20 protein-coding genes are annotated in these 23,652 nt (G+C 38.2%); 7 read left to right on the top strand and 13 right to left on the bottom strand.

From position 1 onward, the window contains the following. Positions 1–302: 302 nt before the first annotated feature. The 4 genes from safA to nadB form a co-directional block, all read right to left on the bottom strand. The gene (gene safA, locus ACNSTQ_RS03585; RefSeq protein WP_418198474.1) at positions 303–1,601 is read right to left on the bottom strand and encodes a SafA/ExsA family spore coat assembly protein; all 1,299 of its coding nucleotides are present in this window, start codon (positions 1,599–1,601) and stop codon (positions 303–305) included. A 178-nt stretch (positions 1,602–1,779) separates the two neighbouring features. Then, entirely contained in the window at positions 1,780–2,883 is a 1,104-nt protein-coding gene (nadA, locus tag ACNSTQ_RS03590; protein ID WP_418198475.1) for a quinolinate synthase NadA, read from the bottom strand. After that, a complete protein-coding gene (gene nadC / locus ACNSTQ_RS03595) occupies positions 2,880–3,725 on the bottom strand; it encodes a carboxylating nicotinate-nucleotide diphosphorylase (protein WP_418198476.1) in 846 nt (281 codons plus the stop codon). The genes nadA and nadC overlap by 4 nt, the downstream gene beginning before the upstream one ends. A 10-nt stretch (positions 3,726–3,735) precedes the next feature. Beyond that, on the bottom strand, positions 3,736–5,322 hold the full coding sequence (nadB, locus tag ACNSTQ_RS03600; protein WP_418198477.1) for an L-aspartate oxidase: 1,587 nt from the start codon (positions 5,320–5,322) through the stop codon (positions 3,736–3,738). A gap of 144 nt (positions 5,323–5,466) precedes the next feature. On the opposite strand from nadB, the gene ACNSTQ_RS03605 reads away from it, so the two are divergent. Further along, positions 5,467–6,597 (top strand): IscS subfamily cysteine desulfurase, encoded by a 1,131-nt coding sequence (locus ACNSTQ_RS03605; protein WP_418198478.1) that lies wholly within the window; start codon positions 5,467–5,469, stop codon positions 6,595–6,597. A 61-nt stretch (positions 6,598–6,658) separates the two neighbouring features. Then, positions 6,659–7,192 carry a transcription repressor NadR gene (locus ACNSTQ_RS03610; protein WP_418198479.1) on the top strand — a complete coding sequence of 178 codons (534 nt, stop codon included), beginning with the start codon at positions 6,659–6,661 and terminating at the stop codon, positions 7,190–7,192. Between the two features lie 203 nt (positions 7,193–7,395). Here the strand turns inward: ACNSTQ_RS03610 and pheA are convergent, their stop codons facing one another. The 4 genes from pheA to ACNSTQ_RS03630 form a co-directional block, all read right to left on the bottom strand. Continuing rightward, the gene (gene pheA / locus ACNSTQ_RS03615; protein ID WP_418198480.1) at positions 7,396–8,280 is read right to left on the bottom strand and encodes a prephenate dehydratase; all 885 of its coding nucleotides are present in this window, start codon (positions 8,278–8,280) and stop codon (positions 7,396–7,398) included. A 22-nt stretch (positions 8,281–8,302) separates the two neighbouring features. After that, positions 8,303–8,752, bottom strand: a complete 450-nt coding sequence (locus tag ACNSTQ_RS03620) for an ACT domain-containing protein (RefSeq protein ID WP_418198481.1) — start codon at positions 8,750–8,752, stop codon at positions 8,303–8,305. Between the two features lie 162 nt (positions 8,753–8,914). Next, a complete protein-coding gene (gene obgE / locus ACNSTQ_RS03625; RefSeq protein ID WP_418198482.1) occupies positions 8,915–10,198 on the bottom strand; it encodes a GTPase ObgE in 1,284 nt (427 codons plus the stop codon). Positions 10,199–10,242: 44 nt separating this feature from the next. Continuing rightward, positions 10,243–10,749 (bottom strand): Spo0B C-terminal domain-containing protein, encoded by a 507-nt coding sequence (locus ACNSTQ_RS03630; RefSeq protein WP_418198483.1) that lies wholly within the window; start codon positions 10,747–10,749, stop codon positions 10,243–10,245. 471 nt (positions 10,750–11,220) lie between these two features. Here ACNSTQ_RS03630 and ACNSTQ_RS03635 point away from each other — a divergent pair, with 471 nt between their 5' ends. The 4 genes from ACNSTQ_RS03635 to ACNSTQ_RS03650 all read left to right on the top strand — a co-directional run bounded on the left by ACNSTQ_RS03635 (position 11,221) and on the right by ACNSTQ_RS03650 (position 14,191). Beyond that, positions 11,221–11,484, top strand: a complete 264-nt coding sequence (locus ACNSTQ_RS03635; protein WP_418198484.1) for a hypothetical protein — start codon at positions 11,221–11,223, stop codon at positions 11,482–11,484. A 128-nt stretch (positions 11,485–11,612) separates the two neighbouring features. After that, a complete protein-coding gene (locus ACNSTQ_RS03640; RefSeq protein WP_418198485.1) occupies positions 11,613–12,458 on the top strand; it encodes an ABC transporter ATP-binding protein in 846 nt (281 codons plus the stop codon). Then, positions 12,391–13,164 carry an ABC transporter permease gene (locus ACNSTQ_RS03645; protein ID WP_418198486.1) on the top strand — a complete coding sequence of 258 codons (774 nt, stop codon included), beginning with the start codon at positions 12,391–12,393 and terminating at the stop codon, positions 13,162–13,164. Before ACNSTQ_RS03640 ends, ACNSTQ_RS03645 begins: the two co-directional genes overlap by 68 nt. Before the next feature lie 22 nt (positions 13,165–13,186). Then, a complete protein-coding gene (locus ACNSTQ_RS03650; RefSeq protein ID WP_418198487.1) occupies positions 13,187–14,191 on the top strand; it encodes an aliphatic sulfonate ABC transporter substrate-binding protein in 1,005 nt (334 codons plus the stop codon). Positions 14,192–14,773: 582 nt separating this feature from the next. Here ACNSTQ_RS03650 and hemY read toward each other — a convergent pair. The 3 genes from hemY to hemE are packed head-to-tail and all read right to left on the bottom strand — an operon-like array spanning position 14,774 to position 18,196. Beyond that, positions 14,774–16,195, bottom strand: coding sequence for a protoporphyrinogen oxidase (gene hemY, locus ACNSTQ_RS03655; protein WP_418198488.1), 1,422 nt, complete (start codon positions 16,193–16,195; stop codon positions 14,774–14,776). Then, the gene (hemH, locus tag ACNSTQ_RS03660) at positions 16,195–17,136 is read right to left on the bottom strand and encodes a ferrochelatase (protein WP_418198489.1); all 942 of its coding nucleotides are present in this window, start codon (positions 17,134–17,136) and stop codon (positions 16,195–16,197) included. The genes hemY and hemH overlap by 1 nt, the downstream gene beginning before the upstream one ends. Before the next feature lie 22 nt (positions 17,137–17,158). After that, positions 17,159–18,196 carry a uroporphyrinogen decarboxylase gene (gene hemE / locus ACNSTQ_RS03665; protein ID WP_418198490.1) on the bottom strand — a complete coding sequence of 346 codons (1,038 nt, stop codon included), beginning with the start codon at positions 18,194–18,196 and terminating at the stop codon, positions 17,159–17,161. A gap of 592 nt (positions 18,197–18,788) precedes the next feature. On the opposite strand from hemE, the gene ACNSTQ_RS03670 reads away from it, so the two are divergent. Further along, positions 18,789–20,501, top strand: a complete 1,713-nt coding sequence (locus ACNSTQ_RS03670) for a methyl-accepting chemotaxis protein (RefSeq protein ID WP_418198491.1) — start codon at positions 18,789–18,791, stop codon at positions 20,499–20,501. A gap of 199 nt (positions 20,502–20,700) precedes the next feature. On the opposite strand, the gene ACNSTQ_RS03675 is transcribed toward ACNSTQ_RS03670, so the two are convergent. Beyond that, positions 20,701–22,848: a transglycosylase domain-containing protein gene (locus ACNSTQ_RS03675; protein WP_418198492.1), complete on the bottom strand. Its 2,148-nt coding sequence runs from the start codon at positions 22,846–22,848 to the stop codon at positions 20,701–20,703. A gap of 150 nt (positions 22,849–22,998) precedes the next feature. Further along, entirely contained in the window at positions 22,999–23,631 is a 633-nt protein-coding gene (locus ACNSTQ_RS03680; protein WP_418198493.1) for a response regulator, read from the bottom strand. Positions 23,632–23,652 lie beyond the last annotated feature (21 nt).

Here is a 23,652-nt window from a genome sequence, read left to right on the forward strand (position 1 = left end):
CTCCTTTCACCACTTATAGTGGCATTTTGTGATCCTTTTTAATCTGTTAATATGTAGGAAAAGAAGTAAAAACAAGGGCTTTAACTCTCAAAATTTTCATCCTGTTCATGGCTTTTTTTCGTAAACTTTGTTTAAGAATAGTTTTGGTGACTGACCTAGTTAGGGTCTTCCTTTGAACCATAAGCCGTGCCAATGCTTGGCTTACGGTCCAAAAAACAATAAGCAATGATGTATACGAAAACAACCAAAAAAAGAGACAGCCTAATAACTGTCTCTTCCTATATAAAATAATTAATTAATCATTAATCATCAAAGTCGTCAAACTCTTGGAACTGATGAGGCATCTGAGGACTCATCGGCTGACTTGGACCTGTCATTGCTCCAGGCATACTAGCTTGGTGATGAGATCCTGGAAGTTGTGGAGAATGTGCCATCCCAGTCCACGGTTGCATTTCGTCCATATCATGTGTTTGTGGTGCAAATTGTTGATGTGGCATCCCTTGTTGCGGCATCATCTGTTGATGTTGATGTGGCATCCCTTGTTGTGGCATCATCTGTTGATGTTGATGTGGCATCCCTTGTTGTGGCATCATCTGTTGATGTTGCTGTGGCATCCCTTGTTGCGGCATCATCTGATGATGTTGCTGTGGCATCCCTTGTTGTGGCATCATCTGATGATGTTGCTGTGGCATCCCTTGTTGTGGCATCATCTGATGATGTTGCTGTGGCATAGCTTGTTGCGGCATCATCATTTGCTGTCCGTAACTTGGAGCCATTGGTTGCCCATATACCCACTGTCCACCACTGCCACAAGGAGCACAACCTGGTAAAACTGGGGATACTGGATAATATGGCGGGCATGGGACCATCTGTTGCATAGGCGCCATTTGCGGCATTGGTGCCATTTGTTGTTGCATCGGTGCCATTTGCGGCATTGGCGCCATTTGATCCATCGGTGCCATTTGAGGCTTCATTTGAGGCTTCATCATTGCCTCCTCCTTTGGCATAGTTGGCATTTTCATCGGCTGCTCTTTTGGCATTACTGCTGGTTTTTTCGGCATTTCTTGTTTAATTGGCTGTTTTTTCGGAAGTTCTGGCTTTACCATTGGTTTTTCAACCTTTGGAGCAACTGGCTTTGGTGGTTTGGGCACTTTAGGTGCTGGTTGATACGGTTGCGGCTTATAAATGTTAAAATTCATATTAAATTCTTGCATTTGTTTTGCAGTAATAGGCTGCGGCTGTGGTGGTGGCGGCGGTGCCGTTGGCATCATCATTGGAGGCATTTCTGGCATTGGCATTTCCTTTGGTTTTTCCGGCGGTTTTGGTGCAACGATTGGTTTCTCTTTTACCGGCGGAGTAACTGGTTCCTCTTTTTTAACGATAGGAGCTTCTTTCTTCTTAGCCATTCCTACGAGAGCATCTAACGGCTGCTCCTTTTTAACAGGAACACTCCCCGTTGGAATTTTAATTTTCATTCCTGGCATGATCATATCTGGGTTAGATAAATGATCATTGGCTGCTTTTAGCTGTTCAAAATCGACATTGTACTTTTTGGAGAGCTTCCATAATGTGTCTCCTTTTTGAACGATGTGAATCTTCATAAATGTCCCTCCTTAGCTTAGTTTCCATTTGCTTTATAAAATAAATGGACGAAATGATTACTCTAAGGTCAATCTATGCGTTCAAACCTCGTCCTATAACCATTTACCCTCACCTTAACCGAACCAAGTATTAAGAAAATAAAAAAGAAGGAGGAAACTAATCCCCCTTCATGTCGAGTTACACGCGTTCTAACATGCGCTCTAATGCTAATAATGCATCTTTTGCAACATCATTATCTACTTTTATTTGATTCACTGGCTTTCCTTCTACAATCGATTCTAACGACCATAATAAATGCGGAAGATCAATTCGATTCATTGTCAGACATGGACACATATTAGGATTTAATGAAATGACCGTTTTATCGGTGTGAACCTGTCCTAAACGACGAACTAAATTCATTTCTGTTCCTACTGCCCACTTACTATTTGCTGGAGCAGCCTTTAGTTTTTCAATGATATAATGCGTTGATCCTGCATCATCTGATAATTGGACAACTTCATGTGTACATTCTGGGTGTACAATAATTTGAAAATCTGGATCCGTTTCACGAAGCTCTCTAATATTGTCGACTGTAAATTTCTCATGAACCGAACAATGACCTTTCCAGAGAATAACCTTGATATCGTCAATGTTTCCTTCATACTCCATCTTTTCTGCAATTGGGTCCCACACTGCCATTTGTTCGAGTGGAATTCCTAGATCAAATGCAGTATTTCTTCCTAGATGTTGGTCTGGTAAAAATAAAATTCTTTCTTTTTGTGTAAAAGCCCATTGAACCATCTTTTTAGCATTAGAAGAAGTAACAGTCGCACCACCGTTACGTCCACAAAAGGCTTTAATAGCTGCTGTACTGTTAACATATGTTAACGGTAGGATGGTATCTGCAAAATCACTTTCTAATGCTTTCCATGCTTTTTCTGTTTGGTTAATGTCGGCCATATCAGCCATAGAACAGCCAGCTCGCATATCAGGTAAAACTACAACTTGACGGTCGTCCGTTAAAATATCTGCTGTCTCCGCCATAAAGTGAACACCACAGAACACAACATAATCTGCTTTACTATTTTTCGCAGAAATTTGAGCTAGTTGCAGGGAATCTCCACTTGCATCCGCAAATTGAATCACTTCGTCACGTTGATAGTGATGTCCTGGTATAAATAGACGTTCGCCTAACTCTGATTTAATTTCACGAATTCTATTTTCCATTTCCTCTGTTGTCATTTGTTTATACTTCTCAGGAAGACCTTGATTTGTATTCATCAATTCTACTAAGCTCATCCTTTTTTACCCCCTTCTAAATTAAAACTAATATCTAATGCCGTAACGGAGTGTGTTAATGCACCTAAAGAAATATAGTCGACTCCTATATTTCGGTAATTTCCGAGGTTACTGACTTGTATTCCACCTGATGCTTCCGTAACAATATGTTCAGGAACAAGTTTCACCCATTCTCTCATGACTTCTGGAGGACAATTATCAAACATGATAATATGTGCACCCGCTTCAATAGCTTCTCGCACTTCTTCCTCTGTTTCGACTTCAACTTCAATATTCACCATATGACCAAGCGTTGACTTGGCTTGAGTTACGGCAGCCGTTATACTTCCCGCTGCCGTAATATGATTATCTTTAATCATGACCCCATCATAAAGTCCAAAGCGATGATTAAATCCTCCGCCGCTTCGCACAGCGTACTTTTCAAACATTCTTAAGCCTGGGGTCGTTTTTCTCGTATCGCAAATTCTTGTATGGTCATCATTCAATGTATCTACAGCTGTTCTTGTAAAAGTTGCAATTCCACTCATCCGCTGTAATAAATTTAAAATGACTCTTTCTCCAGTCAATAATGTTTTTACTGGTCCGGTAACTTGAGCGACACACGTTCCAAAGCTGACTTTTTCTCCATCGTTATAATGTAACTGGACATCTACATTTGAATGAAGCAGTTCATAGCCTAACTTAATAATCTGAAGGCCAGAAATGACTCCTTCGCCTTTTACGATAAATTTTCCTGTCTGAATATCATCATCCGAAAATATCGTATTGGTTGAGACGTCTCCTTCACCAATATCCTCAATGAAAAATTGCTGTAGTTTCTCTTTTACTTTAAGATCGTTCATGGTTGTCCCCCTATATTACAAAGTTACTTACGTAATCTTTTTTATTTCGTACATACGGTTCTTGTTTATTAATTGAGCAAAATACCGTTTGATTAAGCCAATGATCACTCGCAAGCGGATAATCTAAACGAAAATGGCTTCCTCGGCTTTCCTTACGGCAAAGTGCGGAAGCAGTAATTAAGTATCCTACAGTCAACATGTTGCGTATCGTATGTTGTTCACATGAAAGGACGTACCTTTGATTAGATTGAATGACCTCTCTATACTTCTCAAACCATTTCAATGCCTTTAATAAGTTGTCTTTCGTTCTGACGATACCAACATATTTAGACATAACCGCTTGGACTTCACCTTGCGTCGGCAGTCGTTGTGAGTACGTTTGATCGATATAAGCAATTGGTTTAACATTCGTTTTCATGATACTTTCATCGGAATGGATAATGGCTCGAGCTAGTTCATTTGCAAACACAACTCCTTCTAAAAGCGAATTGCTTGCCAACCGGTTAGCTCCATGAACACCCGTGTTTGACACTTCACCGATCGCATACAAACCTTCTACAGTCGTTTTTCCGTATGATGTTGTTTCTACGCCGCCCATGACAAAGTGTGCACCAGGAGCAATCGGAATGAGCCCATCCTCTAATTCAATTCCAGCCTTCGTACAAAGTGCAGTAACCGAAGGAAACTTCCGTTTAAACTCTTTAATGCGTCTTATATCTAAGTAAACTTTTTGATTATTAGCTACCTTCTCAAATATTTCTCTCGCGACTACATCACGAGGAGCTAAATCACCTAGTTCATGTTTGCCTTCCATTAACAGTTTGCCATCTTCCGTAATGAGACGACCACCTTCTCCTCTTACTGCTTCAGAAACTAACCCGGCACCTTTTCCATTCTTTACAAGCATTGTCGGGTGAAATTGGACAAACTCCATGTCCGCCAATCTAGCACCTGCACGATAAGCCAATGCCATACCATCACCTGTGATCGACATATCATTTGAAGTAACTGAATATAATTGACCTGCCCCACCTGTAGCCAAAACAACATGCGGTGCAAAGTATTGAACATAATGTTGATCTTCATCTATACAAACGACACCATTACAACGACCATTCTCAATAATTAAATCAATCGCATCCATATGGTCATGAATAGTGACATTTTGTTTCACTCTGGAAATTAGTTTTGTAATTAATTCCTTACCTGTTGCATCTCCACCAGCATGAAGAATTCTCCGTTTTAAGTGTGCGCCCTCTTGGCCCAGTAAGTACTTACCATCTTTTCCTTTATCAAACTGTACCCCCAGCTCTTCCAATTTCTCAATCATTTTCGCTCCTTGCCTTACAAGAAGCTCAGTGACATCACCACTATTGTAGTAACAACCTGCTCGCATCGTATCAAGGAAGTGATCTCTCCAATCATCTTCTTTGTCCACTACTGCGGCAATACCACCTTGAGCCATCATTGAGTTGCTACTGAACACATCTGACTTTGTGATAAGTATCACATTCTTATCGAAAGAAAGAAGCTCAGCTGCCATTAATCCTGCAATCCCACTTCCTATGATAATGACATCTGACGTAAATACTTTCATACTAAATGACCTCCTTAGTCATTTACACCTGTCTTGACACCTATCTTTACATAATTTTAAACTAGTGACAAGAGTTTTTTATAATTCTATTCGTGTAAGATAATAGAAACAAAAGCAAATCCTCCTGAAAGAAGGTCTTTATAAATGATATATCTTGATTACTGTGCAACTACACCCATGTCAGAAACATCGTTGGAAATATACACTAAGGCAGCAAAGGAATTTTTTGGGAACTCTAGCAGTTTACATGATTATGGAACAACTGCTAACCAGTTACTAGATCAATCAAGAGTTGACATTGCAAAAATGATTAACGGGGAAAAAGAGGGCATTTATTTTACTTGTGGTGGTTCAGAAAGTAATTATTTGTCTCTTTTATCGATTGCAAGAGGGAATAAACATCGTGGCAGTCACATTATAACAACAAACATTGAACACCCTTCTGTTCTCAATACATTAGAACTTCTAAAAGAAGAAGGTTTTAACATCTCATTTGTTCCTGTTAATTCTTACGGTGAGGTTGAACTCGAACAATTAGAACGACAAATCAACCAAGAAACCGTTCTTGTCTCGATAGGACATGCGAACAGTGAGCTTGGAACCATTCAAAATATGGAAGCGATCGGACGATTATTAAAGGATAGAGGCATCTTCTTTCATAGTGATTGTGTACAAACCTTTGGCAAAGTCCCAATTGATGTAATGGCCTATAATCTATCAGCTGTCACAATGTCTGCCCATAAAATCTATGGACCAAAAGGAGTTGGCGCTGTATACTTGTCACCTGAACTGTCCTGGAAAGCAACTGTACCAAACAGCACACAAGAGAAGGGCTTCAGGCAAGGTACAGGAAATGTCCCCGGAATCGCAGCCTTTACAATTGCTGCTTCGCAAATGCTTATAGAACAAGACACAGAGATGCAACGCTGTCAGCAACTACAACAGCTATTTCTAAATTCCATTGATCGCACTAAGATTATCCTTGAAGGGCATCCGACGAATCGCTTAGCACATCATCTTTGTTTACGAGTAAAAGGAATAGAGGGACAGTATATGATGCTTGAATGTAACCGGAGAGGTATCGCCATTTCAACAGGAAGCGCTTGTAAAGTTGGACAAACTTCACCTTCAAGAGCAATGACTGAAACAGGAAAAACTCTTGATGAAGCAAGAGAAATGATTCGCATATCCTTTGGAAGAGAAACGACTGAAGAGCATATCCATTATACCGTTTCCGCATTAAATGAAATCATCGAGCAGTTCTATTCTCATTAAATAATTAAACTAGTTGACCATTGTAACACTCTTAAAATTAAACACAGGGAAGGAAAACTAAATGACTACAAAAAAAATATTAGGAGAAGAACGCAGGAAATTAATTGTAAGCTGGTTAAAAACGACGAGTACTCCAATTACAGGAAATGAACTAGCAGAAAAAACAGGTGTAAGTCGCCAAGTGATCGTACAAGACATTTCAATTTTAAAAGCAAGAAATTATCCGCTAATAGCAACTGCACAAGGCTATATGTATATAAAACCAACTCAAGAAGAGCAAACGGTTAAACAAGTTATTGCTTGTCAGCACTCCCCAGAAGAAACAGAAGAAGAGCTGTTTTTACTCGTCGACAACCGTGTAACGATTCGCGATGTCATGATTGAACACCCGATATATGGTGACTTAACAGGTTCTTTAATGTTAAATAATCGAAATGATGTCAAACTATTTATTGAAAAAATGCGTAATACAAAAGCCGCTCTACTATCTGAATTGACCGAAGGAGTACATCTACATACAATAGAAGCAGATCGAATGGAGCATATTGAGGCTGCCATAGAGGCTTTAAAGCAAAGGGGCTTTTTATTAAATTAGTACGATAAAAGAGTGGAGTAAACCGATTATTAGAACCAGGTTTTCTTCCACTCTTTAATTATTTTAGGCTCTTTCTCAAAGATTATTACTCCTTGCTATTGGACCGTAAGCCAAGCGAATGCTTATTGGCTCTCAAGCTGGGCGAGAAGCGAAAAAGGTCCAAAAGCAACAAAATTTTCAAAAACAGCCTGATTTTAAAAATGTTATTCCGGTATTGGCTTTTTGGCTGCCTCATTGGCAGATGCTATTGTAAAACAAGGATAACTTCCTAGTACACGAACTCCACATCCTAATGCCTCTAATTCAGCCATAACACCAGGTATTAAAATTTCATCCATTTTCTGTTCAACATCAATGACAAAGAAATAATTACCTAAACCCGTCTTCATTGGACGTGACTCTATTTTTGAAAGGTTAAGCTTTCTCCATGAAAATGCACTTAATACTTGGTGGAGAGCACCTGAATAGTCCGATGGTAATGTCACCATTAATGTCGTTTTATGTCCTACAGTATAAGGAGTAATGATTTCATCTTTCTGTCTAGATAAGATCACAAACCGAGTACGATTATTATCATAATCATGTATATTTTCTGCAATAATTGAAAGGTTATAGGTCTTCGCTGCTAATTCATTACCAATTGCCGCTGCTTTCAGATGTGAGTTTTCCATTAAAAACTTAGCTGCTGCACTTGTAGAATTTGTATATTCCACTTCACCTTGGGGTAAGGCGGTTCTTAGAAACTCATGACATTGAGCAATGGCGTGAGGGTGAGAATATATCGTAGTAACAGCTTTCCAATCATCGCTATGTTTGGGATGTATAAGTAAATGTTGTTCAACAGGTACAACGACCTCCCCGACGATTGGAAGCTGATGTTTATGAATGATATAGTCTAAAGTTAAATTCACAGATCCTTCAATCGCATTTTCTAATGGAACAACTGCAGCATCCACCTCTCCCGTAGAAACACCTTCCATACATGCTGGAATTGTAGAAAATTCTTTTCGTTTTTGTTTTTGGAAAATAGACATCGTTGCCATTTCTGTAAATGTCCCAACTGGTCCTAAAAATCCAATCGTTTTCACCTAAGTACACCGTTCCTTTCTGTTAAGAGCCTGAACCTACAATTTCTACTTTAATGACCGTCTCTAAATCACGAATTGACTGCATCAGTTTACTTACTTCCATTTTCATTGAAACCGTATCTAATGATAACGTAATATTCGCTCTTCCTTTTAACGGGATGGTCTGATTAATGGTGAGTACATTACATCCCGATGCCGCTACAATAGATAAAAGCTGAGATAATGTTCCCGAGCGATCCTCTAAATTAATCGATAAAGTGATAATCTTTTCTTTAATCATTTTATGAAAAGGGTATATCCCATCACGATATTTATAAAAAGCACTTCGGCTTAACCCAACCTCTTTCACCGCTTCATTAATTTTCTTTGCTTTTCCCGACTCTAGTAATTCCTTTGCTTCTAGCGTCTTTTGCATCGCTTCGGTTAACATATCTCCCCGAACAAGGTAAAACTGTTCAATTCCTCTGGACATAATACCACCACCGATCCCCATCTAAAGTTATTCTTCATTATAAATTTGTTAGAACTTTTTGACAATGGAAAAATCCACTGTATCTCATAATACTTTCTGGTGCTAAATGAATATAAAAGTCTAAAGAGCCGCCCTAGTCAAGGCAGCTCTCTGATTTACAGCTTATTCGATAAACTCAAATTCGTATTCAAGTAAGCGGACAATATCACCGTCTTTTGCACCTCTTTGTCTAAGTGCATCATCTACTCCCATTCCACGCAATTGGCGAGCAAAGCGACGTACGGACTCATCACGAGAGAAGTCTGTCATTTTGAAAAGCTTTTCAATTTCTGAACCTGAAATCACATACGAACCATCGTCACCTCTAGAAATCATGAAAGGATCTTCTTTCTTTTCATGTTTGTAATGAACTCTTGTTTGGTCCGGTGCTTCTTCATAGAGCGGGAATTCTGGTGTCGTATCTACTTTATCAGCAACTGCTAATAAAAGCTCCCTTACCCCTTGTCTTGTAAAAGCAGAAATCGGGAAGATTGGAATATCTTCTTGTAATTCCTCTTTAAATTTAATTAAATTTTCTTCTGCTTCAGGCATGTCCATTTTATTAGCAACAATTACTTGTGGTCTTTCTAATAGACGCATATTATATTGTTTTAGTTCGTCATTAATTTTGACGTAGTCTTCATAAGGGTCTCGCCCTTCTAACGCAGACATATCAACAATATGTACAATTACTTTCGTACGTTCAATATGCCTTAAGAATTGATGACCTAACCCTACTCCGGAATGTGCGCCTTCAATCAATCCTGGTAAATCTGCCATAACAAAACTTCTTGCATCTTCAGTCTCAACTACACCTAGGTTCGGTGTAAGCGTTGTAAAATGATAATCCGCAATTTTTGGCTTGGCTGCAGAAACAACAGATAGTAAAGTTGACTTACCAACACTCGGGAAACCGACTAAACCAACATCCGCAAGAACCTTTAATTCTAACGAAATATAACGTTCAATACCGGGTTCTCCATTTTCAGCAATTTCTGGTGCCGGATTCGTTGGAGTAGCAAATCGCGTATTTCCTCGACCACCGCGACCACCTTTAGCAATTACTGCACGTTGCCCGTGTTGTGTTAAATCAGCAATTACTTCTTTCGAATCATCATCAATAACAGTTGTACCCGGCGGGACTTTAATAACAAAATCTTCCGCATTTTTTCCATGTTGATTTTTGGGACGACCATGCTCTCCTCTTGGTGCTTTAAAATGCTTCTGGTAGCGGAAATCCATAAGCGTTCGTAATCCTTCTTCCACTTCAAAAACTACGTCTGCCCCTTTTCCACCATCGCCACCAGCCGGCCCGCCGTCTGGAACATATTTTTCACGGCGAAAAGCAACCATACCGTTTCCGCCGTCTCCACCTTTTACATAAACCTTGACCTTATCTACAAACATCTTGATCTCACCTCTAATTATTTCAACGTTACTACACAAAACAACTAATCAACTGAAATTTCTTGTTCAGCAATGACTAATAGTTCTGATGATGGGGACTCGAACCAAGATTTAATAACAGAAATATCTTTGAACTGTCCTTGAAAATCAAAAATTAACTTTACTTCTTCCTCTAACAATTGGAACGTAACTAATAAGTGATTTTCAGTACCTTCATCACAGCATTGATCCAGCAATTGTATGAATTGAGAATACCAATCATGGAGTTGGTTCTCATAATGGCTTAAATCTTTCACATCACCAATGACTTCTATTTCTAGTTCATAACAATGGTTTTCCCAATTAAAAGTGAATAAATCCGCAACTAACGCTGGTATGTTTAAACTGGATAACTTACTTTCATTTTGAGACTGTTGTATGACAGAATGAATAATTTCCTCGACTCGTTCAGGTCGGTTCAAGGCAAGATTTCCTTTAATCAACTGCATTACATTTAACCAATCGTGCCTGGAATGACGCAAAATATCAATAATTTCATTTGGTTTTGCCATGCCTGTACTCCACCTTATCATTACTATGCTCTAAACAGTATAGCAAAAATTCACGGATGTTTCTTTTTATTTGTGAAAGAAAAGCGAAAGTCACGTGATTATTCCCTACAAGTTAACAGCGAATGCTCACTATTTATCCTCTTTTTCAGAGAAGGCTGTCGTAAACTTTGTTGCTATTGGACCGTAACCAAGCTTTCGCTTGGTTACGGTCCAATAGCTAATAGCAACATTCTTTTAGAAAAGAGCCTCAGAGAAAAACGATGGTCGTAGCCATCATTTTTTCTACGATATTTTAAATCGTTTACTATTCGATTAACACCTTGTGATTGATCAGACAATTCCGTTGCCTTATAGGATAAAAGTCATAATCAATAACATTTACAAATAATCCTTATTTTCCAATCCATACTATTAAAAAGGCTGTGAAGAGCCAATTTAAAAATCGTATAGATATACATAGGAGGATTTGTAGTGACACAACCACAAAACGAAGTCGTTCATCAATCGGTACTTGCTATGCAGCGCGCTTTACAAGCATTACAGTCTAAAGACCAGAACCCACAATTAATGTACGAAACAGAAAATGAACTCCAAGATTTAATGCAACAATTAAAAGAGGAAGAAAAATCTGCAGTTCCGCAAATTCAACAGGAGATATTACAAACAGAACAACAAATCCAAGCCATGTTATATGAATTAAACCATCAATTGAATCAACAACAACGACTAGACTAAAAATGTACGGAAATAACTGTTGACAGACAAAAAGTTCCGTCATATACTAACAACATAATTAAAGCCGACTAAAAAGATATGATTTATCAAAAATTAGAAAATTAAGGGATATAAAGGAGGTCTGTGCAATGGCTGAAGTTCAAATTAAAAATGTAGGCAAGACATTCCATAACAAAGATGATAAAACAGCATACACAGTCTTTGAAAATATTAATCTTGAATTAAGATCAGGAGAGTTTGTATCATTGCTAGGTCCTTCTGGATGCGGAAAGTCAACATTATTAAATATTGTTGCAGGATTGGACCAAGCAACAACTGGTACGGTAGAAGTTAGTAATCAAGTCATTACAAGTCCAGGATCTGACCGTGGAGTCGTATTCCAAGAGGCCGCACTAATGCCTTGGTTATCTGTACTTGAAAACGTCATGTTTGCGCTAAAAAAGAAAATGAAAAAAGATGAAGCAAAACAAAAAGCAATTGAATACTTAAAACTCGTTCATTTAAGTAAATTTATCAATTCATACCCTCATGAACTTTCAGGAGGAATGAAGCAGCGTGTATCGATTGCCCGAGCTTTAGCAATGGACCCGAAAATCCTTTTAATGGATGAACCTTTTGGTGCCTTAGATGAACAGACAAGATCTATGCTTCATAAAGAAGTTCAATACATTTGGGAAGAAACAAAGAAAACGATCTTGTTTGTTACTCATAACATTCGTGAAGCCATTCTTTTATCTGATCGCATTGTCTTAATGGGTGTTAGACCCGGTGGAATCATTAAAACATTTGACGTTACTATACCAAGACCTAGAAAACAAGCTAGTCCAGAATTTATTAAACTAGAAGAAGAAATTATGGAACATCTAGCTGGTGAAATTGAAAAAGTCATGAGGGAGGAAATGGGAGATGACTACAATAGTAAGAAGGCTGCTCTTCTTTATGGCACTCATCGCGATATGGGAGATCACATATAGACTGAACCTTAGTTATCAGTTCTTCTCTGTAATGATGTTTCCATCACCAGGCGGGACGCTAACACAATTGTATCGTGGTTTCTTTGAAACTGGTATTTTGTTTCATGCTCTTACAACAAGTATTCAGCGAATAGCGATTGGTTTTGTGCTTGCTGTTATTATAGGTGCATCATTAGGTATTTTATTAGCACGTTCAAAACTGGCTGATGAAACATTAGGATCTCTTGTTATTGCACTTCAATCGGTTCCTAGTATTGTATGGTTACCCATTGCGCTTATGATTTTTGCAGGAAGTGACCTTGCCATTATCTTTATTATTGTTTTAGGTGGAACATGGGCAATGACGATGAATGTACGAATGGGAATAAAAAATGTTCAACCGCTGCTTATTCGTGCAGCACGGACAATGGGCTATAATCGCTCCGAACTCGTTTGGAAAGTAATGATCCCAGCTTCTATTCCTTCAGCTTTAACCGGTGCCAGACTTGCATGGGCATTCGGATGGCGTGCGTTGATGGCTGGTGAACTTCTTGGTACAGGCGGACTGGGACGTACACTATTAAACGCAAAAGATATGTTTAATATGGACTTGGTTATTGCGATTATGGTCATTATTTCTTTAATTGGATTAATTGTAGAATATTTAATTTTCAACCGAATTGAAAAACGAGTCCTTACTCGCTTTGGATTAGCAAAAAATAATTAGTATTTTATAGGGGGAAGAAAAAATGAAAAAGCTTTTAAAAACAGTTGCTAGTATTGCAGTAGTTGGAATGCTTGCTGCTTGTGGAGCTGGTAACACTTCAGGTGACGGCTCAGCTGACAGCGTATCAATCGGATATTTTCCAAACTTAGATCACGCTGCAGGTATTGTAGGAATGGAGAAAGGCTTCTTCCAAGATGAACTTGGAGAAGTTGAAGCAAACTTCAGAGACTTTCCAAATGGAAATGACTTTATCGAAGCGCTTGATGCTGGCACGTTAGATATCGGGTATGTTGGACCAGGTCCAGCGATTAACTACTTCTTACGTGGTGGAGATGTTGTTGTTATTAGTGCAGCCGCTAATGGTGCTACATTAATTGTTGCTCGTGAAGATGCTGGTATTGAAACTCTTGAGGATTTCGACGGGAAGTCGTTCTGTACGCCAGGAAATGGTTGTACTCATAACGTTCAATTAGAAATTATGTTGCAAGACCTTGGACTTCAATCCAACCGTCTAGGTGGTACTGTAGAGCACCAATCTCGTGTCGCTCCAGCAAACATGGTTGCTATGTTTGAACAAGGACAAATTGATGCTGCGGCTGCTCCAGAACCATGGGGAACGTACCTTGTTGAAGAATTAGGTGCAAAAGTTGTCTCAGAATGGAATGATGTATTTCTTGGTGAGACGTTAGCAAGTGTTGTTCTAGTTACATCTAAGCGTTTTATGGAAGAACAACCTGAGATTGTTGAAGCTGTGCTTAAAGGACACATTCAATCTGTTGATTACACACATGAAAACACTGAAGATACGTTAAAAACAATCAATGACTCGCTATATAACTTAACACAGCAACGTTTACCAGAAAGTGTACTAGAAAACGCATGGCAACGTATGGTTGTAACAACTGACACACACCCAGAAGCACTCCAAGCATGGGCTGATGCTTCTTATCAATTAGACTTTATTGAAGACGATCCAGATTTAACAGGTTTTGTAGATACTTCTAAACTTGAAGAGTTGCTAAAGTAATAAAAAATGAGACAGTCATTATAAGCTGTTTTACTTGTGAAAGTGCAAAATCGTAAATTCACATTAATAATCTCATAAATTATATTCTTTAAATAAGAGCATGGAGTTTGATCTCCATGCTCTTATTTTTTTATTTTCTTGTACAACTAAACCAGCACCCGTTAACCTAATAACTGCTCTGGTTCAAGTGAAAGACTTTTTCAACGGATTATGATTTAGTTTTGTCCTTCATCAACTTTATGAAGGACACTTCCTTAGCTTCTCAGCTTAACTTTGTCTTTCATCGGCTTTATGAAGGACACTTCCCTTGCTTTTCAGCTCAGCTTTGTCCTTCATCGGCTTTATGAAGGACACTTCCCTTGCTTTTCAGCTCAGCTTTGTCCTTCATCGGCTTTATGAAGGACACTTCCCTTGCTTTTCAGCTTAACTTTGTCCTTCACTGGCTTTATAATAATAGCAATCAAGTTACAGTACTTTTTACAGAATTAAAAAACACATGTGATTTCCTACATGAAATCGCATGTGTTTTTGCTTGGCTTATTTACACCTCTGAAGTAGACCCTTTATTATCTCGTTCTGTTATTACTCTTCGAATGATTGAACTACATGCTGAACTACAGCTTCACCTTGATCGATACAGTCTGGTAGACCAAGTCCTTCGTATGCTGCACCGGCTACATATACACCAGACATCTCATTTTTTAAGATTGTTTTTAACTGTTCAATTCTTTGTTTGTGCCCGACAATATACTGCGGCATTGCCTTTTTCCAACGAGTAATACTGTGGAACTCTGGTTGTTCATCAATGTTCATGATCTTTTTTAAATCCTTTTTTACTGCTGAAAGGATCTCATCATCCGATTGACTTACAATTTCATCGTTTCCAAACCGACCCACATAGCAGCGAAGAAGTGCATAACCTTCTGGAGCAGAGTGTTTCCACTTCTTATGTGTCCACGTACATGCAGTAATGGAATAACCGCTTTTCTTGGCGACAACAAACCCAGTTCCCCCAAGATCACCTTTTATACTCGATAGCGGAAAAGCCATTGCAACCGTGGCAACTGAAGTTGATGGGATCTCTTTAAGAGGTTGAGTAATATGTGTAAAATCTCTTAATATACCCGCAGTAACTTCATGTGGTGTCGTTAGAATGACACGGTCAAACGTCTCAACATGACCATCTGTAAAGGTCAGCTTGTACTGCTCACCTTCTTTACTAATGGAATAAACACTCACCGACTTTTTTACTGCGTCTTCATCTAAATGATTTTCAATGCTGTCAACGAACGACTGTAAGCCCCCTTTAAAGGACATGAACATTCCTCTAGACTTGGTTGGATGTAAAGATTCGGCTGGTTTTGGCATGACCTTACTCATTCCAAGAATAAGACTGCGATGCTTTTGTTCTACCTGATGAAACTGTGGAAAAGTGGCCATCAAACTTAATTGGTCAATGTCTCCTGCATAAATGCCAGACAACAGTGGCTCAATTAAATTTTCAACAACTTCATCACCTAACCGCTTTCTAAAGAAGTGCCCGAGTGATTGATCTTCATCAGGTTGACTCGTTTTTGGTAAAAACAAATCTCCAGCAGCACGTATTTTGGCCATTGGTGAAAACAGTTTTGTCGTTGCAAATGGCGCCAATTTGGTTGGTATTCCCATAATAGCACCACCCGGAATGGGATAGAGTTGGTCTCCTTTTAAAACGAATGACTGCCCTGTATCGTTATGTACAAGCTCACTTTCTAGTCCAACTTCTCTTGCTAATTTAGCTGCACTTTGCTTTCGGGCAAGAAATGAGTCTGGGCCTCGTTCAATAACAAATCCGTTTGTATAGTCGGTTTGAATTTTTCCACCCAAATTTTCACTCGACTCGTACAACTTATATTCTAAGTTTAACCTTTTACTCATTATTTCTTTTTGTAGATAATAAGCAATGGTTAAACCTGTAATTCCCCCTCCAACGATAGCCACTCTTTTTTTTCGTTCATCTGCCACTAGATGTCACGTACTTTCTCTTTGAGCTTATCTGTCACCACTTTTGCTAGACAGTCGATAAATTCCGGCTTCGCATTTGGCATTTCCGGTCGATAGTAGTTCACATTGAGCTCATCAGTTACAACTTTACATTCAATGTCATTATCAAAAAGAACTTCAAGATGATCCGCGACAAACCCTACTGGGCAATAGACATAAGACTGGTACTTTTCTTTTTCGAAAAGATCACGAGTTAAATCTTGAACATCTGGTCCAATCCAAGGATCAGGTGTATTTCCTTCACTTTGCCAACCGATCGTGTAGTTTTTAATATTTGCCGCTCTTGCAATTAAGTCAGCTGTTTCTTGAAGTTGATCAGGATATGGGTCGCCATATTGAAGAATTTTTTCTGGCAGGCTATGCGCTGAGAAGATGACAACAGCAGAGTCTTTATCCTCAATAGTAGCCATCGTTTGTTTTATTTGATCCGCCCAATATTCAATAAACAATGGCTCGTTATACCAACTATCGATACTGTGAATAGCCGGACCTGAGATCTTCTCTGTCTCTTCATGCGCACGACCGTTATATGATTTAACACTGAACGTTGAATAATGCGGTGCAAGAACGATACTAATTGCTTCTTCTATTCCATCTTCTTTCATTTGCTGAACCGCATCTTCAATGAAAGGGTCAATATGTTTTAAACCTAAATACGCTTTAAACTCTAGGTGATCGAAGCGCTTGTTCATTTCATCTTCAAGACCTTGCGCTTGTGCTTCTGTAATTTTCGCTAAAGGACTGATACCGCCAATTGCTTCATAACGTTCAGTTAATTCATTTAACGCTTCTTCAGAAGGCTTTCTTCCTCTGCGAATATGAGTATAGTATGGTTCTACCTCATCTAAACTGCGAGGAGTACCATATGCCATAACAAGAAGACCGATTTTACGTTTAGACATTCATCAAACACTCCAATGCTATTTATTTAGTGCTGCTATATTCATGTACAAATGCAGTAAGTCTGCGTAGTGTATCTGGATTCACTTCAGGAAATACACCATGGCCTAAGTTAAAGATATGGCCAGGAGCGTGATCTAACCCTTGATCAATAATAGCTTTTGCCTTTCCTTCAATGACTTCCCATGGGGATAATAGAATAGCTGGGTCTAAATTTCCTTGAACAGGCTTGTTCACACCTTTTTCTCGTGCTTCTGCTATCGATAGTCTCCAATCTAATCCAACTACATCTAGTGGGAGATCATGCCACTCATTGACTAAATGGCTAGCCCCAACACCAAACATAATTAATGGAACCCCTTCACTTCTTAACTCGGCAAAAATACGATTCATAACAGGTTTAACAAATAAACGATAATCAGCCACATTTAATGCGCCAACCCATGAATCAAATATTTGAATTGCTTTTGCTCCAGCTTTAATTTGTGATTTTACATATGTAATCGTCATTTCTCCAAGCTTGTCCATTAATAGGTGCCATGCTTCTGGTTCCGCATACATAAATGCTTTTGTTTTGTTATAGTTCTTTGAAGGTCCGCCTTCGATCATGTAGCTGGCTAACGTAAATGGTGCACCGCCAAAGCCAATTAAAGGAACATTTAGTTGTTCTTCTAAAAGCTTAATGGTTTCTAAGACATAAGGCACATCATCTTCAGGATGAATCGTTCCTAGCCTTTCAACATCAGCTTTTGAGCGAATTGGATTATCAATAACAGGCCCGATTCCTGCTTTAATTTCAACATCAACACCTATTGCTGGAAGTGGTGTCATAATGTCCTTATATAAAATCGCTGCGTCATTATTATATTGATCAACTGGAAGCTTCGTTACGTAAGCACAAAGCTCAGGTTGATGCGTAATTTCAAATAGTGAGTACTTTTCTTTTATTTTTCGATATTCTGGCTGCGATCGCCCTGCTTGCCTCATGTACCAAACAGGAGTGTGATCTGTTGTTTCTCCTCTGCATGCTCGTAAAAAGTTATCATTAAATTGGGTAGTCATTCCTACACACCTTTCTGCTTCCGAATAAATCATACGCTGTTTATTGTAAATCATTCTTTGGAAAAAATCATTTTTATCCTCTTAACATTGTCCTGCAACAAATCTAAAAGAAAAACTATCTATTAAAAGGATACTATTAAAAGGATACTATTTTCCTGAATTTCTAAACAGTAAAATAAAATACTCTTTTTAATATAAATCCCACAAATTACAATGTATATACTCCTTCTTAAAGTGTCAAAAAATTGATGAATATCTAGGACTTATTGACATTCGCCTTTTTAAAAATTTGAATTTTAACAGGATATTTTACCTATATTTTTCACAACTACCTTACTTTGAAACCACTTTTTTAATTTTTTTATACTTTCCTTGTATTTCAAATGTTCAAATAGTACTAATATGTGTTAAAATTATTTTAAGATATTTTGTCAAATATTTTAAATTTTTGGCGAACATAGTACTTTATATTTAATAATCGGTTCTTTTTTGGTAAAATTGTTGCTTTTGCACTATCTTTACCTGCACGCTACTTGCGGAGAGCCAATCAACACAAAGACATCTTTTAGAATTAGGGGGCTAAGGTGAGAAAATGAGGTCTATAGGAAAAAAGAAGATAAAAAAAGGAAAGAAACGTTTCATCGGTATTCAGTTTAAACTTTTAGGTGGTTTAGCATTCGTTCTGGGTTTATTCTTTATTGGATTTATTCTTAATTTTTATCAGTATCAAGTAGTAGATGAACATAGAAGTGACATGGAGTTAATTAGTGATAGAACTGTTCAGATATCAGAGATTGGCTCTTTATTTCAATATAAGTACATAGCTATAACCGATGTTGACTACCATGGGGTTATTAATCAAAATATGTATCGGCAAAATGATTATAAACTTCATGAAACATTAGAAACTATTGAAGATGTAATGGTGACTGAAGCCGAACAGCAATTATATCAATCGCTTTTACTTTATAACTCCCAATTTGACAGTAGGGTCGATGCGATCCTTGAAGGATTAACGGGCACCAATGCACAAACGATGCAGCAACTTGCGTTAATTCGGAATGAAACAATCAATGCAGTTAATGAATTAGATGCTATCTTAAAAAACCGGATGATTGAGACAAGTACTAATTTAAATAATGCGATTACTTTAGCCGTCATTATTAGTGTGATTTCATTTATCGTATCAGCAGTACTTGGTGGCATTATATTCTATGCTTTATCACGATCTATTAAACAATCAATTCACAGTACGTTAACTGTCGCAACAGAAGTAAGTAAAGGAAATCTTTTAGCCGAAGAAATTAAAGTTCGATCTAAAGATGAATTAGGTATGTTAGCAACAGCAATAAACGAAATGACACGCAACTTGCGTGATCTTGTAGCTAATATTACGTCGACTTCACAAAATGTTTCCGCCGCAAGCCATGAGCTCGTTTCTTCATCAGAAGAAGTGAATGCAGGGTCGCAAGAAGTGGCCGGTTCATTACAAGAAATGGCTAGTGGACAAACTCAGTTGAATCAATCGATCAATCAATCAGCAACCATCTTTCAGGAGATGGAAGAGCGCTTGAAACAAGTACAGGACTCTACACAAACGATCGTATCCGCTGTCCAAACATCTAATGAAAAAGCAACTGTTGGAAAAGACAAGCTCGAAGATTCGATCTTGTCGATGGAAAACATTCGCAAGCAAAATGAAGAGAATGTTGTTGTCATTGAAGAATTAGGGAGAAATTCAACGGAAATTCAAAATATCGTGCAAATGATCCAGGAGATTTCCGCACAAACGAATTTGTTATCCTTAAATGCAAATATCGAAGCAGCTCGTGCTGGAGAAGCTGGAAAAGGTTTCGCAGTCGTTGCAGATGAAATTCGTAAACTTTCTGCTCAAAGTGAGAAAGCAGCAAATACGATTTCTGAAATTATTAACCGAATATCTACACAAGTCGGATATTCCATTGAAAAGTCACATGCTAGTACAACTATGATTAAACATGGTGAACAAGTCATACAAGAAACAGGCTTATCTTTTGAGGAAATTTTAACATCAGTAAAACAAGTACTATCGCAATCAAGTCAAATTAACGAAATGGTGATGTCTGTTAATAGCTTAAGTCAAAACATTTTAGCGACTGTAAATGAAATTCAAAACATTTCTACAATTGCTAATGACAGCACTGACAGTATCTCAGCTACAATGGAGCAACAAGTAGCAACCATGGAAAGCGTAACACAATCAGCAGAAGAATTATCTATCATTGCGACTGAACTTGAACAAAAAATCTCAAACTTTAAAGTGTAATAAAGAAAAGGCCTGTTAGCTAGAGATGACGACTCTCTTACTAGCAGGCCTTGTTAATTTATTTAATGAGTGAATTTTAATTTTTTTGACATAATGAAGCATTACTTGGTCTAATAGAAACACTATCAGTTGGACATAATTTGGACAATAAAAATTCAAAACGGACAATAAATCGTGCCAGTGGACTAGGCTGCTAGTATTAAAAACCAAATGGACCTGACACAGAAGATAGATTAGATGCTGGTCCCTCCCGGTCTGTTAAATAATCATATGGGACAACGAAATATTCGTGCAATCGGAATAAGTTAATACTTCTTACCAAATATTCACCGCTCCCATCAACGAACCCTATTTTTTGTGCACCCTGTTCATTCGTGACTTCATAAATGTGATAGCGAACTCGTTCATCAGCTGTAGGTGTCCACGATAACTTAACACTTAAAACCCGTCTCCCTCCAAAAACTAACGAAGCTTTAAGGTCTGAAATTTTCTCAAGGTGAATAGCCGGCTCAAGATCATTTACTGCCACTGACTTTTCAAAACGGGCAGTTTTGAGATCATCGGGCAATTCATTCAAGATTTCTTTAAATAATGCTGTAGGATAGCTGCTTCCGCCTTGTAAATAGGATGTTTCTGTCGTACGGTCATGCCCCATCCAAATGGATCCAACTACTTTTGGGGTGTAGCCTGCAAACCAGGCATCTCTTGTACCACCACTTACAGCCGTAAACGAAGTTGTCCCAGTTTTCCCAGCTAAAGGTTCACTTGTAACTCCAGAAGTACCCGTTCCTTCGTTAACTACTAATTCAAGCATTCTCGTTAAGTACCACGCTGTCTGTTCAGAAAATACTTGTTGTTCACGATTTTCAACGTTTACAAGTAGTTCTCCATTACGATCATACAACTCTTTAATAAAATAATGGTCCGTGTACGTTCCTTCATGTGCTAGTGTACGGTAAGCTTTTGTTATTTCAAGGGGTGTATATCCTTCTGTCATACCTCCTAACGCTAGAGCCAATCCATCATCTTCAGTACCTAGACCGAGTTGCTCCAGATATGTTTTTCCTCGATCGATTCCTAATTCATTAAACAACCAAACCGCAGGTGCATTTAATGAATGTGTTAGGGCATCGACCATTGGTACTTCTCCTTTATACTCATTCGTGAAATTTCTCGGTTCATATCCATCATAATCAAGTAGTTCATCACTTAACATCGAATATGGATGATATTGACCTGTTTCAATCGCTGGCCCAAAAATAGCTAAAGGTTTAATGACTGACCCTGGCTGACGTCTTACATTGACTCGATTAATTCCTTTACTTACATACTCTCTGCCACCTTGTACCGCAAGAACTCCACCTGTTTCAACATCCATTAGAACAATTGAACTTTCGACGTTAGGATCTTGACCAGGGAAAAATTCATTTTGCTGAAACTTTTCATAAACACTTTCTTGCAGTTCCTTTCTCATCGGTACAACAATTGTATATCCACCCGTTAATAACTCTTCGTTTGAGATTTGATATCGTTGTTCGGCTTCATCCAGAACCATATCGATATAGGTTAAGTATTCTTCTTTTTTACTAACTGTATTTCGTTGCACTGAAACCGTTTTTCCCTGCAGCCGAACAGCTTCTTCTGCTGATAAATAGCCTCTTCGTTCCATTACACTTAGGACAACATCTCTTCTTTGTTTACTTCTTTCAGGATAGGTGATCGGCGAAAAAGCATTCGGTGCTTTCGGAAGCGCTGCTAATAAAGCTCCTTCTTCGATCGTCAATTCACTTACATCCTTATCGAAATATAGTTTAGATGCTGCTTGAATCCCATAAGCTCCATGTCCAAAGTAGATGCGATTTAAATAAAATTCTAGAATTTCTGATTTACTATATTTATGTTCTAAGTTCATCGCAATAAGAACTTCTTTTGTCTTCCGCCAGAACGTTTTTTCATGGCTGAGGAAAGTGTTTTTAGCAAGTTGTTGTGTAATCGTACTTCCACCTTCAACTTTAGCGCCTGCTAGTATATCTCGATACAAAGCTCTAGTGATCGCTCGAAAATCAATGCCTTGGTGGTCATAGAAACGTGCATCTTCTATTGCCACAAACGCATCTTGTACATGTTGAGGTACTTCTTGAATAGAAACTAATTGACGATTTTCTATAAATAATTTCGTTAATAAATTCCCATCTTCGTCTATTAATGAAGATGAGCTGTGCATGACTAGCTTTTTATCATCAATGACATAATTCCCAGCTAAAATAATTGAAAAATAAATAATAAATCCTAATCCGATCGCTACTAATACAGCGAGAAAACTAAGAAGTAGTCGTTTTTTCGTCATGATCATCACCTTTTGTCGAATCCGGTTAAGTGTAATTATAATATAGTTTGACTATGAATTAAAACAAAGAGCGTGAAATCAACATTATAGAAACCACATATGACCAAAGAAAAAACTGCCTAAGCGTATACAATACACGTAGACAGTTTCTTAATTTACTAGACCATGACGATGTGCATAAATAGCGATTTGCGTCCGGTCGTCAACATTTAGTTTCGCTAATATATTACTTACATGAGTTTTTACCGTTTTAATTCCTATATATAACTCATCAGCAATTTCTTGATTCGTTTTACCAATTCCGATGAGCTTTAGGACATCTAATTCTCTTGGTGTTAATTCCTCATGCATCAATTTCTTTTGCTGGGTTCGCATTCGTTGCATCATTTTATTCGTCACTTGAGACTCAACAACCGATTTGCCTTCAAATGCAGCTCTAATTGCTTGTGCAATTTCAGGTGCTCTTGTCGTTTTTAATAAGTAACTAAACGCACCCGCCTCGATAACGGGATATACTTTTTCATCATCCACAAAGCTTGTTAGTACGATCACTTTCACATTCGGGAATTGACTTGTAATTTGCTTTGTTGCTTCAATTCCGTCCATCACCTCCATAACTAAGTCCATTAAGATAACATCCGGTTGTAATTGTAAAGCAAGTGTTACACCTTCTTTTCCATTAGAAGCTTCTCCTACTACCTCAATATCTTCTTCCGTTGATAAGTATGCACTTAACCCCATTCGAACCATTTCATGATCATCAACAAGTAATACTTTAATCAAATCCATTCACCCCTAACTGCA

Source organism: Alkalihalobacterium sp. APHAB7, from assembly GCF_048323755.1.
Taxonomy (GTDB): domain Bacteria; phylum Bacillota; class Bacilli; order Bacillales; family Bacillaceae_F; genus Alkalihalobacterium.